10 protein-coding genes and 1 tRNA gene are annotated in these 15,005 nt (G+C 54.7%); 5 read left to right on the forward strand and 6 right to left on the reverse strand.

Translation table 11 applies throughout. The features are described from left to right. Positions 1-34: 34 nt before the first annotated feature. Together SP99_RS18615 and speF are read right to left on the reverse strand one after the other, a co-directional pair. A complete protein-coding gene (locus SP99_RS18615) occupies positions 35-1,177 on the reverse strand; it encodes an IS481 family transposase (protein ID WP_047959448.1) in 1,143 nt (380 codons plus the stop codon). Between the two features lie 167 nt (positions 1,178-1,344). Next, entirely contained in the window at positions 1,345-3,480 is a 2,136-nt protein-coding gene (speF, locus tag SP99_RS18620) for an ornithine decarboxylase SpeF (protein ID WP_047959449.1), read from the reverse strand. Positions 3,481-3,660: 180 nt separating this feature from the next. On the opposite strand from speF, the gene SP99_RS18625 reads away from it, so the two are divergent. Together SP99_RS18625 and SP99_RS18630 are read left to right on the forward strand one after the other, a co-directional pair. After that, positions 3,661-4,374: a DUF554 domain-containing protein gene (locus SP99_RS18625; RefSeq protein ID WP_047959450.1), complete on the forward strand. Its 714-nt coding sequence runs from the start codon at positions 3,661-3,663 to the stop codon at positions 4,372-4,374. A 95-nt stretch (positions 4,375-4,469) separates the two neighbouring features. Next, positions 4,470-4,545: transfer RNA gene (locus SP99_RS18630), tRNA-Phe, on the forward strand. A 226-nt stretch (positions 4,546-4,771) separates the two neighbouring features. Here SP99_RS18630 and SP99_RS18635 read toward each other — a convergent pair. The 3 genes from SP99_RS18635 to SP99_RS18645 all read right to left on the reverse strand — a co-directional run bounded on the left by SP99_RS18635 (position 4,772) and on the right by SP99_RS18645 (position 7,651). Beyond that, entirely contained in the window at positions 4,772-5,098 is a 327-nt protein-coding gene (locus SP99_RS18635; protein WP_047959451.1) for a hypothetical protein, read from the reverse strand. 124 nt (positions 5,099-5,222) lie between these two features. Beyond that, complete coding sequence (locus SP99_RS18640) at positions 5,223-7,022, reverse strand: hybrid sensor histidine kinase/response regulator (RefSeq protein ID WP_047959452.1); 1,800 nt, start codon at positions 7,020-7,022, stop codon at positions 5,223-5,225. Next, complete coding sequence (locus SP99_RS18645) at positions 7,019-7,651, reverse strand: response regulator transcription factor (protein ID WP_047959453.1); 633 nt, start codon at positions 7,649-7,651, stop codon at positions 7,019-7,021. Before SP99_RS18645 ends, SP99_RS18640 begins: the two co-directional genes overlap by 4 nt. 175 nt (positions 7,652-7,826) lie before the next feature. Between SP99_RS18645 and SP99_RS18650 the strand changes: the two genes are divergently transcribed. Together SP99_RS18650 and SP99_RS18655 are read left to right on the forward strand one after the other, a co-directional pair. Next, complete coding sequence (locus tag SP99_RS18650) at positions 7,827-8,141, forward strand: lipoprotein (RefSeq protein ID WP_045286548.1); 315 nt, start codon at positions 7,827-7,829, stop codon at positions 8,139-8,141. Between the two features lie 116 nt (positions 8,142-8,257). Further along, positions 8,258-11,305 (forward strand): autotransporter outer membrane beta-barrel domain-containing protein, encoded by a 3,048-nt coding sequence (locus tag SP99_RS18655; protein WP_047959454.1) that lies wholly within the window; start codon positions 8,258-8,260, stop codon positions 11,303-11,305. Between the two features lie 61 nt (positions 11,306-11,366). Here the strand turns inward: SP99_RS18655 and SP99_RS25255 are convergent, their stop codons facing one another. Further along, positions 11,367-11,894: a helix-turn-helix transcriptional regulator gene (locus tag SP99_RS25255; protein WP_047959455.1), complete on the reverse strand. Its 528-nt coding sequence runs from the start codon at positions 11,892-11,894 to the stop codon at positions 11,367-11,369. A 672-nt stretch (positions 11,895-12,566) separates the two neighbouring features. Between SP99_RS25255 and pgaA the strand changes: the two genes are divergently transcribed. Further along, positions 12,567-15,005 carry a poly-beta-1,6 N-acetyl-D-glucosamine export porin PgaA gene (gene pgaA / locus SP99_RS18665; RefSeq protein WP_047959456.1) on the forward strand — a complete coding sequence of 813 codons (2,439 nt, stop codon included), beginning with the start codon at positions 12,567-12,569 and terminating at the stop codon, positions 15,003-15,005.

The following is a 15,005-nucleotide window of genomic DNA, read 5'->3' on the forward strand; positions in this document are numbered from 1 at the left end:
GTAGACAGGTGTTCGGGGACATGGTGAACACTTTTTAACATCCTTTACCCATGGTGATCGACTTTTTCTTCAGGTCGATCACCCCCACTTTCGTGCTGTACCACCACACTTCATAGCAGCCATCCTCCTGCGTCTCCTTCAGTCCGACCCGCTCTCCCCTGAACGCTTTACCCGCGCTCAGACTTACCCCTTTCACGCTCAGCTTTCCGCTGATATCCACTTTCCTGACCATCACGCCCTCGTCGTATTCCGGGAGCGTTGTGTTGCCGCTGTACCGTCGCGATGACGGCTGATACCGCGAGCCCGGTACCGCCATATCCAGCGCCTCATGCGGGCGTTCAAGGTTATAGACCGTCCGCCAGTGGTCGAAGGCGCGCTGCAGTTCACCGCTGTCCGCGAACCACTTCCCCTGCAGCACTTCCGCCTTCAGGCTGCGGTGAAAACGCTCCAGCTTGCCCTGCGTCTGCGGATGATACGGCCGGGAGTGCCCCACCCGGATACCCTGGCGCATCAGCCACAGCTCCAGCGCCGTCCAGGTGCCGGTGGTGTCTCCCCACGGTGAGCCGTTATCCATCGTCATCCTGTCCGGCAGGCCGTAGCGTTCAAACACGCTGACCAGCTGCTGCTGCACGGTCTCACGACGTTCATCGTTACAGTGCACCAGGCACAGGGAAAAACGGGAGTGGTCGTCCAGCAGGGTGAGCGGATGGCAGCGGCCACCGCCAAAGGGAAAGTGGCCCTTAAAATCCATCTGCCAGAGCCGGTTGGGCGCGTCATGTTCGAACCGTCCCGTGGCGGGAATGCCCGGTGAAGTGCCCGGCAGCAGGCCGTGACGGGCCATCAGGGTATGAACGGTGCTGAAGGCGGGCATGGTGTGCCCCTGGTCTTCCAGCCAGCGCTTAATCTTGCGGGCTCCCCAGCGTTGATGACGGTCATGGGCCATGCGCAGCAGGGCAGTAATGTCGTCAGATGAGCGGTTCGGGGAATGGTGCGGTATGCGCGGGCGGTCCTGAAGGCCGGAGGCCCCTTCCTCCGTCCAGCGACGAAGCCACTTGTAGCCGGTGGCAGGTGAAATGCCGAAGCGACGGCAGAGGGAACGGATGTTCGCTCCGTCCTGCGAGGCGAACAAAACAAACTCGGTACGTAATGACATGGTATCTCTCGCATCCCAGGGCATAAGCGACTCCATAAACGGGTTCTTATGCCTTAGTTGTAAGTGTCTACCATGTCCCCGAACAAGCGTTCACTATGTCCCCGGACCGTACACCCCAAAGGGGCGAGGGTGAAAAGACGGCTCCGTGCAATCCCCTCTCCCCTTTGGGGAGAGGGTTAGGGTGAGGGGGACTACTTCAATACATACCCATACAGCCGCTTAATCCCGTCGGCATCCTTCTCGCTGTAGACCCCCTGCAGCTCCGGCGAGAAGCCCGGCAGCAGGTTGATGCCCTCCTCCAGCGCCAGGAAGTAACGCTGCACCGCCCCGCCCCAGACTTCACCCGGCACCACGCACAGCACGCCCGGCGGATAAGGCAACGCCCCTTCAGCAGCGATCCGCCCCTCAGCATCCCGAATACGCACCAGCTCCACGTTCCCGCGAATATACGCCTGATTGGCATCCTGCGGGTTCATCACCACCTCCGGCAGGCTCTCCTTGCGGAACATCGCCTTCTGCAGATCTTTCACGTCAAAGCTGACGTAGAGATCGTGCATCTCCTGACATAACTGGCGGAGCGTATAGTCCCGGTAGCGCACCGGGTATTTCTGGAAGATAGTCGGCAGCACGTCCGCCAGCGGCGTATCGTCTTCAATATGCTGTTCAAACTGCCCCAGCATCGCCACCAGCTGAGCCAGCTTGTCGCTGCTTTCAGCAGGCGTCAGCAGGAACAGGATCGAGTTAAGGTCGCACTTCTCCGGCACAATGCCGTTTTCGCGCAGATAGTGCGCCAGAATCGTCGCCGGAATACCGAAATCCGTATATTCCCCCGTTTCGGCATCAATGCCCGGCGTGGTCAGCAGCAGCTTGCACGGGTCGACAAAGTACTGCTCGCGGGCATAGCCCTCAAACCCGTGCCATTTAGCACCGGGCTCAAAGCTGAAGAAGCGAAGCTCGCTGGCGATGGCGTGGGTGGGATGATCCTGCCACGGCCGCCCTGCCACCACCGGTGGGATAAACGGTTTGATCATATGGCAATTGGCAATGATCGCCTTACGCGCCTCAATGCCCAGCTCAACGCACTCCGCCCACAGCCTGCGCCCGCTTTCCCCTTCGTGGATTTTCGCGTTCACATCCAGCGCCGCGAACAGCGGATAGAAAGGGCTGGTGGAAGCATGCAGCATAAACGCATTGTTAAGACGCTTGTGCGGGCAGAAACGCGCCTGACCGCGGATGTGGTTATCCTTTTTATGGATCTGCGAAGTTTGCGAGAACCCGGCCTGCTGTTTATGCACCGACTGGGTCACAAAGATGCCCGGATCGTTCTCGTTCAGTTCCAGCAATAGCGGGGACGTCTCCGCCATCATCGGGATAAACTGCTCGTAGCCCACCCATGCGGAGTCAAAGAGAATGTAATCGCACAGATGGCCGATCTTGTCGATCACCTGACGGGCGTTGTAGATCGTCCCGTCGTAGGTGCCAAGCTGAATGATCGCCAGGCGGAATGGCCGTGCTTCGTCGGCCTTTTCCGGCGCCGTCTCGCGAATCAGCTCCCGGAGATACGCCTCGTCAAAGCAGTGCTCGTCAATTCCGCCAATAAAGCCAAACGGGTTACGCGCGGCCTCAAGATACACCGGCGTGGCGCCCGCCTGGATCAGCGCCCCGTGGTGGTTGGATTTATGGTTGTTACGGTCAAACAGCACCAGATCGCCACGGGTGAGCAGTGCGTTAGTCACCACCTTGTTGGCCGCCGACGTACCGTTCAGCACAAAGTAGGTTTTATCCGCGTTGAACACCTTTGCCGCAAACTTTTGCGCATGCTTGGCGGACCCTTCGTGGATCAGCAGATCGCCCAGCTTCACGTCGGCATTGCACATGTCGGCGCGGAAGACGTTCTCACCGAAGAAATCATAGAACTGCCGCCCGGCCGGGTGTTTTTTGAAAAAGGCGCCGTGCTGGTGACCCGGACAAGCAAAGGTGCTGTTGCCCATTTCCACATACTGACTCAGGGTGTCGAAAAACGGCGGCAATAGCGTCTCTTCGTAACGGCTGGCTGCGGTCTCCAGCTCCAGAAACTCCTGAGCTTTACCCGAGATGACCGCGCTGACGCCGTCGGGCGCTTCCGTGGGCTCCTGCGAGAAAATGAACACCGGCAGCTGAAATCCCGTGCGTTTCAGTAGCGCAAGAATGCCGCTGCGACTGTCTGTCGTCGTCAGGACGACGGCGGCCACATCGGTGAAATCCGTGTTATCCAGCGTCACCTTTTCGCGGTGCGTAGACACAGTAGAGAGCAGCTCGCGGCTGACGGCGATTTTCATGGTTTTCATAAGCGCAGTTACCCTCACCGAACGGTGAGACAGGAGGAGAAAATTCGCGCAATAATGTCACCTTTTATTTTTAGCTGCAACAAGCAATCCTTATGCATTTAATCACCCAATGCTTACGGCCGGAAAGCAGAAGCATGTCATAATCATGCAATACCAATGAGTAAGTAACAGGAGTTAAGCGTGGTTATCGGGCCATTTATCAACGCCGGCGCCGTATTGCTGGGCGGCGTACTCGGCGCAGTGCTGAGCCAGCGGTTACCGGAGCGTATTCGCACCTCTATGCCCTCCATATTCGGCCTGGCGTCGCTAGGGATCGGTATTCTTTTAGTCATCAAATGCGCCAATCTGCCCGTGATGGTGCTGGCCACCCTGCTCGGCGCGCTCATTGGTGAGTTCTGTTATCTGGAAAAAGGCATTAACAGCGCAGTCAGTAAAGCCAAAAACCTGATTGCCCGGCCGGGCAAAGCGAAGCACGGCACGCATGAGTCCTTTATTCAGAACTATGTCGCCATCATTATTCTGTTTTGCGCCAGCGGCACGGGGATTTTCGGTTCGATGCAGGAAGGGATGACCGGTGACCCGAGCATCTTAATTGCGAAGGCGTTTCTCGATTTCTTCACCGCCACCATTTTCGCCACCACCCTTGGCGTCGCAGTGGCGGCGATTTGCGTCCCGATGCTGCTTATCCAGCTGGCACTCGCCACCTGCGCCACCTTGATTCTCCCGCTGACCACGCCAGAGATGATGGCAGATTTCACCGCCGTCGGTGGCCTGCTGCTGCTGGCGACAGGCTTGCGCATTTGCGGGATCAAGATGTTTGCCGTGGTCAACATGCTACCGGCACTGCTGCTCGCCATGCCGCTCTCTGCGCTCTGGACGCACTTTTTCGCCTAAAGATGCGGCGAAATGGCGAGAGATTGCGCAGTCTGTAACGAAAACAACATTTTTCGTTGACGACAGAGGGCAGATCGGGTTTAATGCGCCCCGTTGCCCGGATAGCTCAGTCGGTAGAGCAGGGGATTGAAAATCCCCGTGTCCTTGGTTCGATTCCGAGTCCGGGCACCACTTATTTTGAACCCTCGCTTAGGCGGGGGTTTTTGCTTTCTGAATCAGCAATTTTTGTTTTATCAGTAGTTAACGCCCTTATCTTTCCTCCGGCCCCGCTTCCCGGTGGTGCAACATGGGCATTATGATAAAGCCTACCAAAGACCGAAACGGTACCTTCTACATCCGAAAAGTGTTTCCTCAGGCGCTACGTTTAGGGTCACACTCGGAGACAATCTGTTGTCCGTCAGCGACCCGTCCCAGAATTAGTCAGCATTTTACGATAACGCCAGGATTTATAGCCAAGTTTTGCTGGCGTTATATACCAAATAAAAGGGAGTAAAATCAATAATGTGAGCGCAAGGTTAAGACTTGTATCCCTGGAGGCAAGTAAAAGAGTTAAAGCCAGTATGATGAAGGCAATAATCGTTATCCACTTCATTGCTTTAAAACGATTGGACAGATCATGAGTTACGCTATCCAACGAACCACCGTAATTCTCAATATTGTTTTTTAGCTTTTGAAGATCTCGTTTACTAAAACCTGATTTTAAAAGTGCTTCTTCGCTGACCATTCCGTTATCCGCCCCATAACCCACCGAAATTTTTGATTAAATTTATATTTATATTAAATAGTTGAAGATATCTATACCCTCGAAAACTGACATTATTGCCCACTTCAGAGCTTCACTGCTGCTGTTATCTATTTCCATATCCACGACACCCCGACCACTGCGTCAGCAGCGCATGCAGTTTAGCCGGTTCGAGAGGCTTGCGAAGCACCAGGTACCCCTCCTGCTCCGCTTCCAGCAGAACCGGTGAATTAAATTCGCCGCTGACTATCGCGCCGCTCATATCCGGGAGACGTTCAAAAAGCGCTTTCAGGATATCGAAGCCGCTTTCGCCGGATCGCAGGCGCTGGTCGCACAGCACGGCAAACGGCGTGAAGCCGTCGTCGATAATGGCGAACGCTTCTTCAGCAGAGGCCGCACAGCGCACGTTGATTCCCCAGATGCTCATCAGGCTCTCCCAGGCAGACGTTACCAGCGGATCGTCATCGACGACCAGGCAGGAACCGTGCAGCAGCGCATAGCGTACCGGCGTGGCAGTGTTGTCACAGGTGGGCGAAATATCCGGCGCGATGTCTTCGCCAGTATATTGGGTGAAGCGCATCCAGAAGCGTGAGCCTTTACCTTCAATGGATTGCATCCCGTACTTCACCTTCATCAGCTTGGCACAACGGGCCACTACGGCCAGTCCCAGCCCGTGTCCGGCGCTGTCGATCTTCCATGCCAGCTCGGGACGGTAGTAAGGCGAGAAGATTTTGCCCTTCTCGTCATCGGCGATACCGACCCCCGTGTCCCACACCTCCACCATACACTCCTCGCCGCGTGGTCGGATGGCGACCAGCACGCCGCCCTGGAGCGTGTAGCGAAGGGCGTTTTGAATCAGGTTAATCAGAGATTGTCGCACCAGCAGCGGATCGCCCAGCACGTAGATGCGGCGTTTGGGCCGCCGGGTACATAGCCTAAGTGCGCGGCTGTTGGCCTCTTCGCGAAACAGCGTGATGACCGAGTCGAGCAGAGCACCGATATCCACTTTGCCAGGGGCAGAAAGTACATTCCCGGATTCTATTTTGCTGAGATCGAGCAGAGAATTGAGCATCAAATGTACCGAGCGAACGCTCTGCTGCAGGTCAAGAAGCTGTGGCATCAGGCTAACGTCCCGGTTTCGGTGGAGAATGGCCTCGATCAAAAAGCCCATCGCGTGCACGGGCTGGCGCAGATCGTGGCTGGCGGTGGTCAGAAATTGATTTTTATCCAGCAGCGCCTGCTCCGCATCCTCTTTGGCCTGACGAAACTGTTCCGCCAGCCGTGAGCTTTTTTCCTCAAGCAACGCTTGCTGAATAAAGAATGCATGTGACGTTAACGCATGGCGGTAAATCGCGAAGCCGTAAAGCAGATTCAGCATAAGCACAATAAACATCAGCTCATCCAGCCGCCAGATAATACCGAGGTTCAGCATCCCCCAGGAGGCGAAGAAAAACCGCGTAAAGGTGCTGATGACAGGCGTCAGATGCGTCGCATTGGCGGCGACGATGGCGGCGATGCTGATATTCAGCAGCAGGAAAAAGTCAAAGTTCTGCGTCTGCGGGGTAATTAAATAGAGTGATGAGATTCCCAGCCCGTGAATAAAGGCGATATTATTAATACGCGGAAGCCAGCGTCTCAGGACGTCTTTTTCAACGTCTTCTTTCGCTTCGCGCTGATAACGTCGGTGCAATATTCTTATCGCCACAGCACATAGCAGATAAATGATTATCCAGGTAATCGTTGGACCAAGGTCGTCCCCAAGCATATAAATCCAGATGGCGAAAGGAATACCGACAAAGGGCACCGCGCTAAAGCTGAACACCAACCGTAAAAAGGTGTTGTTTAGCAAACGGATCTGCGCTGGAGCGGAGATCCCATCGTTCTGTAAACTCTGAAAAAACCTCATTCCGACGGTTCCTGCTTGCCATGCAGTAGTGTAATGGCCTCGACCCGGCTATTAACGCCTATCTTTTTCAAAATATTACTAATATGTTCTTTTACTGTGGGCTCGGAAATTGAAAGTTGCGCGGCGATTCTTTTATTTGGCAGACCACGCATAATCATATTTAACACGTCAATTTGCCGCGGCGTTAAGTTAAATTTACTTAATTTCTCATTATTCGACTCGATGGAAAGTTCGTTTCCCTCAGGAAACCATGTCAGATTATCGGTGAGTGCGAAAACGGCCCGTGAGAACATTTCAGGCGGCTCGCTTTTTAATACAAAACCGTGCCCCCCGGCGGTATGAACTTTCCGCCAGATAGCATTATTGTCATCCCCACTGACCACCAGGAGTCGTACCTGTGGGTAAAGTTGTTTTATTTCCTTGAGTAAACTCAAGGCCGTTCCGGACGAGAGCCAAAAATCGATTACCAGCAAGCGTGGTGGGCCATTGTCCCTAATTTGTCGGTAGCAATCATCCTCATTCGTCACCACATACGCCTGCTTAAACTGGCAGTGTGTAATCAGAAAATTGGCGATGCCGCTTGCTACCAATGGATGGTCATCAACGACCAACGCATAATTCTGTCCCAAAGGGTCCTCCTTTTACCTTCGCATATCTAAGAGTACGGATGAATTATTTTCTACCCACCCTACTTTAGGAGGGTTTTTTCGATTAGGAAAGGGAAATATATTATTTGCTGATTTGGGTAACTGTAAACATAAATACAATCAGTGAAATTAACTGATTGGATATAAAGGGTAATTTATGAGAAAACCACTAATCTTTTTAACCGTTACGTTGATGCTAGCCGGTTGTTCCACGCTAAAAACCGATCAGGCTATTCCACTCCTGCAGGCGGAGACCGCTAAAATGCTGGGGCTGGGCTCATCGGATGAAATAACGGTGACTAACGTTAATGGCGCCCAGCCAGACGCACTGGGAGGACAAAAACTCTCTTATCGCGCGACGACGGAAAAAGGGCGTATTTTCGATTGTTCATCGATGATGATGCCAGGGATTTTAGGATCCGCACCGACGCTGAGCGCGCCAACCTGTACACCTGTTGTCACCCATAAATAATTAACACCACATTAAAAGGCGTACTGAAATAACGCCTTTTACGTTATCTGACGTATCTGAGTTTTCATATAAAAACGATTTTCCCGACATCACGCTAATGAGTACGGAGATAGCCCGTGAATAACTCTACATCGCATTCTTTAGCGGTTAAGACACCGCTTTCCAGACTTTACCTCGCTCTATTTTCCGCGCCGCTGTTACTGCTTTCACCTGCTGATTTCGCGCGTGCAGCCGATGCTATTTTTGATGGTGACTCGCGTATTACCGAAACGCTGGGTTACACCGGAGATGTTTACGTAGGACGTAATCAACGCGGAAACCTGCTGATCGATAATGGCAAAATCACCGCCTATAACATCAATATCGGTCGGCTGTTCGACGGCCAAATTTATGAAAGCGTGGTCACGGTCCGTGGGCCAAATGCGGAGCTAAACGCGGTGAACGATCAATACGTCCTGCACGGCGACCTGAATCTTGGCCTGGGCACCCTTCGAGTCGAAGAGGGCGCGCTGGCAAGCGCTAAGGAGATCGTTGTCGGCACCACGCGTGGCTATGACAGTCACCTTATCGCCACGGGTGCTGGCTCTCGCGTGACCAGTAATTTTCTTAGCGTAGGCACCGATCTGGGCGCACGCTCCACGCTGGCGATTGAAGACGGTGCGGCGCTCAATACCGCCTACGATGCGCGCATCGGCAATGGAACCGGGCCGGATGAAACCGACACGCTGAGCCCAAAAGCCACCGTTACGGGGAGCGGCTCACAGTGGAATGTTGGCCGTACGTTGACGCTTAATGGCGACCTGGACGTACTGAACGGCGGAGCGGTTAACGTTGGCGGCGTGCAGGTGGCTGGCGTCTCCGGGGCAAGGAAAACCGCTGAGCTGGTTATTGCGGGCAAAGACTCACGTTTTACCAGCGAGAGCAGCGTTAGCGTGGGCGATTATGGCAACGGCGTGCTGTCGGTTATTGACGACGGTTCATTTTCCGCTGGCAGCAATGCGCTGATCGTGGGGACATCGGGTTCCGGTTCGAACCGGGGTGCGCTAATTATCGGCAGCCGCGGCAACATGGACACCGGCACGGGTATAACTGAACCAACGCTTGGTAAGGCGGGCGGTGCGGGTGCCCTCGATACGAAGACGGCAATCAGCCTGCGTGGCGGGCTGTTCGGCAGCTATGTCTACTTCAACCATACCGACGAAAATTACGTCTTCAGCAACACGATGAGCGGCGAAGGTGAGGTGATCAATACCTCCGGACAGACAACGCTGAACGGCGATCTTTCAGCCCTTCAGGCGAACGTGACCGCGCGCGGAGGCAAAGTCATTATTGCCAGCAACATCAACACCCAGGCAGAAGACGATATCTTTGACATTCAGACCCTTAGCGCCGAGAACGGCGGCACGCTGATCCTCAACGCGACGGCGGGTTCAGACGTCAGCAATGGACTGGGTTACAGCAGCGCCGCGTCAATCAAGGCCGGCGGCACGCTGGGCGGCAACGGCACGCTGGGCCAGACCGAGATCCTGTCCGGTGGGCATATCTCACCAGGGGATGGCGATATCGGCACGCTGACGCTGAAACGCTATCTGAATTTTGTGGGCGAGTCCTTCTATGACGTCGATATCGCAGGAGATGGCCGCAGCGACCAGCTGCTGGTATCGGGCAAAACGACTATCAGCGATCTGGCTAAAGTACAGGTCACCGCGCTGGACCCGCAAACCAGTTACAAAACGGGCCAAAGCTATCGCATATTAACCTCGGACGGGGGAATTGACGGTCAGTTCGCCGGAGCGATTTCCAAATCTGCCTTCCTGGACGTGGCGCTCAGGCAGGGCACCAACGCCGTCGATCTGACCATCGCCCAGAAAGAGACTGGAGGCGAGAATCCTGGAGGCGAAAACCCGGGTGGTGAGAACCCGGGAGGAGAAAACCCAGGAGGTGAGAATCCAGGAGGTGAGAATCCAGGAGGAGAAAACCCAGGAGGCGAAAACCCGGGCGGTGAGAATCCTGGCGGTGAAAACCCCGGCAGCGGCAAGCCGGGGATTTTCCAGACCGTGGCCAAAAGCAGCAACCAGTGGAACACTGCCGGCGCGCTCTCCACGCTGACGCAAAGCGGCCCGTCGCTGGCATTGTATAACTCGCTACTGGTGCTGAGCGCACCGGAAGCACGCGAGGCGTTTAACCAGCTATCCGGTGAAGTTTATCCGTCAATGCAGTCCAACCTGATTGCCGGCAGCACGCAGGTGTTTAATGTGTTAAACCAGCGGATGCAGCGCGCGTTTGATAACGACACCCTGCCGATACCACCGTTAGCGATGTCGCTGGTGCAGCAGCCGGAGCCGCAAAACAATGGCGTCTGGGGCCAGACCTTCAGCTCCTGGAGCCGAAACAGCGGCGATGGTAACGTAGGCAAGCTGGACGGCAACACCACCGGCTTCCTGCTGGGGGCAGATCGCAAGCTGGCGGACCATAACGTGCGTGTCGGTGGCTACTTCGGCTATAGCCGGGGGGATTACGACGTCGACAGCCGTCGTTCCTCAACGGATACCGACAACTACCACCTTGGCCTGTATGCGGCTGGCCAACAGGATGCGTTCTCCCTTCGTGGCGCGCTGGGTTACACCTGGCACAAGATTGAAGGCGAGCGCAATGTGGATTTCAGCGGCTTCTCGGATCGGCTGAAGTCGGATTACGACGCCAACTCGCTGCTGGCGTTCACCGAAGCGGGCTACCGTTTCGGCCAGCCAGAGATGAATGTCGAACCCTTTATTAATTTTTCCTGGATCCGACTGCATACCGACAGCTTCAGGGAAGACGGCGGTGCCGCCGCGCTGAGCGTACGTAATGAAACGATGAACACCTTCTATTCCACCCTCGGGGTGCGCGGCGTGACCGAGTTGCCGAAGAACGTTAACCTCTATGGTTCGCTGGGCTGGCAGCACGCCTATGGCGATAAGAATACGTCTTCGCGCATGGCGTTTGCGGGCAGCGACGCGTTCATTACTCAGGGACAAGCCGTGGATGAGGACGTGATGGTGGGTGATATCGGCGTGAGCGTACAACTGTCGCGGGCTGCGACGCTGGATGTGGGGTATCAGGGACAATACGGTGCGGATACCCGCGTCAACTCGGTTAACGCGAATCTGCGCTGGTCGTTCTGAATCATTTCCCTTTAAAGAACCCGCCCTTGAGGCGGGTTTTTGCTTTTGGATTTCGGCAACGTTAGGGATCGTTCCCACCTGCGTCCAGCAGTTTGTTTTTAAAGATAAACAAACACGCCTCATTAAAGTTCTCAGCCCCCAGCCGTTCCGAGAGCGCCGTGCGTTTGCGGTAGAGGCTTTTAACCGACATCCCCAGCTCGCTTGCCACCTCCTCCATCGACATGCCTGCCCGCAGCAACCGCAACATGATCGCTTCGTGCATGCTTAGCCGCAGGTTAAGCAGCCACTTCGTGGTCAGACGCCTGCCCTTCATATTCAGCACCAGATTAAACAGCGAGGCCATATCCGCCGCGGTGTGCGACATGTTGGTAAACAATTTCATACTGAGCAGATTCTCCTCGCGATGGCGCATATCGAGCATAACGCAGCAGATCGTTTTTTTCGTTCTGGCCGGATGGCGTATCAGGTAATCATATAAACGGAGCGGAGAACGACTATCAATCAATACAGAATATTCATCTGCACCGTTATCAAATATGTTTCTGTCAACCGAGTCGAGCAGGATAATATCCGGGAAAAATAGCCTCATCCCCCTGACAAGGTAGCGATCCTGAGTCACTAACACTATTGAAGTTGCCACTAACAATCCCTTTTAGATTAAAGCAAGAACGATCCTGCGGAAAGAAAACCGCCTTCGTTTTATAGCGCTGTCATATTAACGATAAATGTATTCTGGCTTTGGACATCCCTCAATTCAGACATTGATGAGTGAGACTTCCTGTAGACTCTCATTCAATGGCTGCCATTAATTATAAATAAAAAACAATCGCAGAAAAGTCACTTCTCTGAACATTAAGAATTTTTGTCATGAAACTTCCCAAACATGCACCAGAAACTACTTTAATTGACGCAGATAATCGGCATTAAAAATATAAACATTCTTGTCACAATAAAAATAAATGAATTTAATTTCAAATAGTTAGAATTAACCAACCCCTTCCAAATAATCGCTAAAACCGGCTCATCCCAGAATTATCTCAAAACAGCATAGCCGCTTTTCAGCATATTTATCCGGCAAGATATCAGGTGTACATTATCTTCCATCCCATCGACTGAGATAAGGATCCATAATTACCTTTAAGTAAGTACCCCGTAACATCACTGCATTCAGATTTAATGTTCTCATTTATGGCCTTTAACGCTGAGTTTAAAGGCGGCCGTGTTATGCAATGGATTCATGATAAACAAATGGCAAATAGATATGGAAAGTTCACTTCGCTTCAATACGTTATTCTTTTATCGCATCCCAACATTATTGTTCCTGTTATTACTCTTTCCTGTTCTGGTTCAGGCTACGGGATCCGTTTATGAGCAAGAGATTCAGCAGGCGCGTAACGGTAATTACACACCGTTTCTCGATTATGTTCAGCGTTATCAGCAACAGCATGCCCTGACGCCTGAGAACGTTGCGGACTGGCTACAGGTAGCAGGATGGGCAGGTCGCGATGACGAGGTGATTCAGGTCTGGCGGCGTTATGGTATTTATATGCCGCTTCCCGCCCGGGGCGTTGCGGCCGTCGCGCAGTCCAGGCGAAATCAGAAAGCGTGGCAGCCCGCGTTATCGCTCTGGAATGAAGCGCGTAGCCTTGCTCCAGAGAATGACGATTACCGTATCGGCTACATCAAAACCCTTGCCGATGCCCGCATGGATACCCTTGCGCTGCAGGAAGCCCGGCAGCTGGTGGCTGAAAATCCCTCGCAGGCCCATCTTCAGACGCTCGCGTATGTCTGGTTAATGCAGGGAAAAAACAGCGATCGGCTTTTAGCGGACACGCGCGCGTTGAATATCGCGCCAGAGAATAACGCGCTGCAGAGAGACTTCATCGACGCGCTTACGGATAACCGGGTGAATACCCCCGCGCTTCAACGTTCACAACGGGTGGCGCTGACTCCGGCGCAGCGTCGCCGTCTTGAGCTGAATGCCGCTGCCGAAACCGTTCGCCTTGCTGATGTGCCCGCCAGGACAGAAAAAGAGCGCCTGCTTCTTGCGCAACATGCACTGAATCGTTACGACACCCTGTTTGCTCGCTGGCAAAACGATCCTCAGGCGGCGGACGACATTATCCTTGCCCGTATCGACAGGCTTGGTGCGCTGTATGCGCATGGCGATTATCCGCAGGTCATCCGCGAGTATCAGGCGCTGACGGCCGCACAGCATCCGGTCCCGGGCTGGGCAATCGGCTGGGTTATCTCCGCGTATCTGCAGGAGAAAAACGCCGCTGCCGCCTTTTCACTTCTGCAACGCTATCCACAATATGCGTCCGATCCGCAGGACGAGGAGCATGCGCTGTTCTATGCCTGGCTGGATACCGGGCAGTATCAGGCCGCCCGCCAGTATGCTGAGCGCCAGACCCGCAACGTCCCCTGGAGTCGTTACGATTTCGGTTCCCCTACCCCTCAGCCGAACGATCGATGGCTTACCGGACAGTCGCTGCGCTTTAACTATTTACTGGCGACCCACGCCGAGCCGGAAGCCGAAAAGCTGGCTCAGCGTATGGCCGCAACGGCGCCCGGCAACCAGGGATTACAGATTGACTATGCCTCCCTGCTTCAGGCCCGGGGTCTGCCGCGCGCAGCCGAGCGGAAGCTGAAAATGGCGGAGGCGCTCGAACCGTCGAATCTGGAGCTTGAACTGCAGCAGGCCTACGTCGCGATGGATCTGCAGGAGTGGCGACAGATGGACTTACTGGCCGACGACGTGCTTGCCCGCGCACCCGTCGATCGCAGCGCCCGGCGTCTGGACAGGCTCAGAGCGGTCCACCACCTGTCCGAGCTGCGTCTCAATGCGGGAAAAGGCTTGCACTCCGATAACCCCGTTAGCGGTACCCACGACATGAACTGGGACGCCACGCTCTATGGTCCGCCGATGGCAGATAACTGGCGGCTGTTTGCGGGCACCCGCTACGCAGAGGGTAATTTCGATGAAGGCAAAGGTTCCAGCCGTCATTTGTCGGGCGGCGTCGAATGGCGGCCTCGTGACCTCCAGCTCGAAGCCGAACTCTCCGGAAACCGCTATCACGGGGCCAACAAGCCCGGGGCTCGCCTCTCAACCACCTACAGCCTCACGGATAACTGGCAGGTCAGCGGCAGCCTCGAACGCCTGTCCCGCACCACGCCTCTGCGGGCGTTACGCAACGGGATCAGTGCTAACCGGGGTGAAGGCGGCGTGCGCTGGTATCAAAACGAGCGGCGTGAGTACCAGTTCAGCGCCGCCGTCAGTCACTTTTCAGACCATAACCGCCGACAGGAATACACCCTCACGGGGAAAGAGCGTCTCTGGCAGGCGCCGTCCCTGACGCTGGATCTCGAACCGGAGATCGCCGCCAGTAAAAACAGCCAGCGGAACACGCTCTATTACAACCCGGCGCGGGACCTGTCCGTGACGGCTGCCCTGTCCGTCGATCATGAGATGTATCGCCATTACGACACCCTCTGGAGCCAGCAGATCGTGGCGGGAGGCGGCAGGTACTGGCAGAAAAATCAGTCCGCCGGGGCCATCACCCTGGTGGGTTATGGACAACGCATCCAGTGGAACAACGTCATTGATACCGGCGTGATGCTGAACTGGGATAAACGCCCTTACGACGGCAAGCGCGAGAGCAATCTCTCCGTCACGTTTGATGCGACTTTACGCTTTTAA

It is taken from the genome of Enterobacter sp. BIDMC92 (assembly GCF_001030225.1).
GTDB classification, from domain to species: domain Bacteria; phylum Pseudomonadota; class Gammaproteobacteria; order Enterobacterales; family Enterobacteriaceae; genus Enterobacter; species Enterobacter sichuanensis.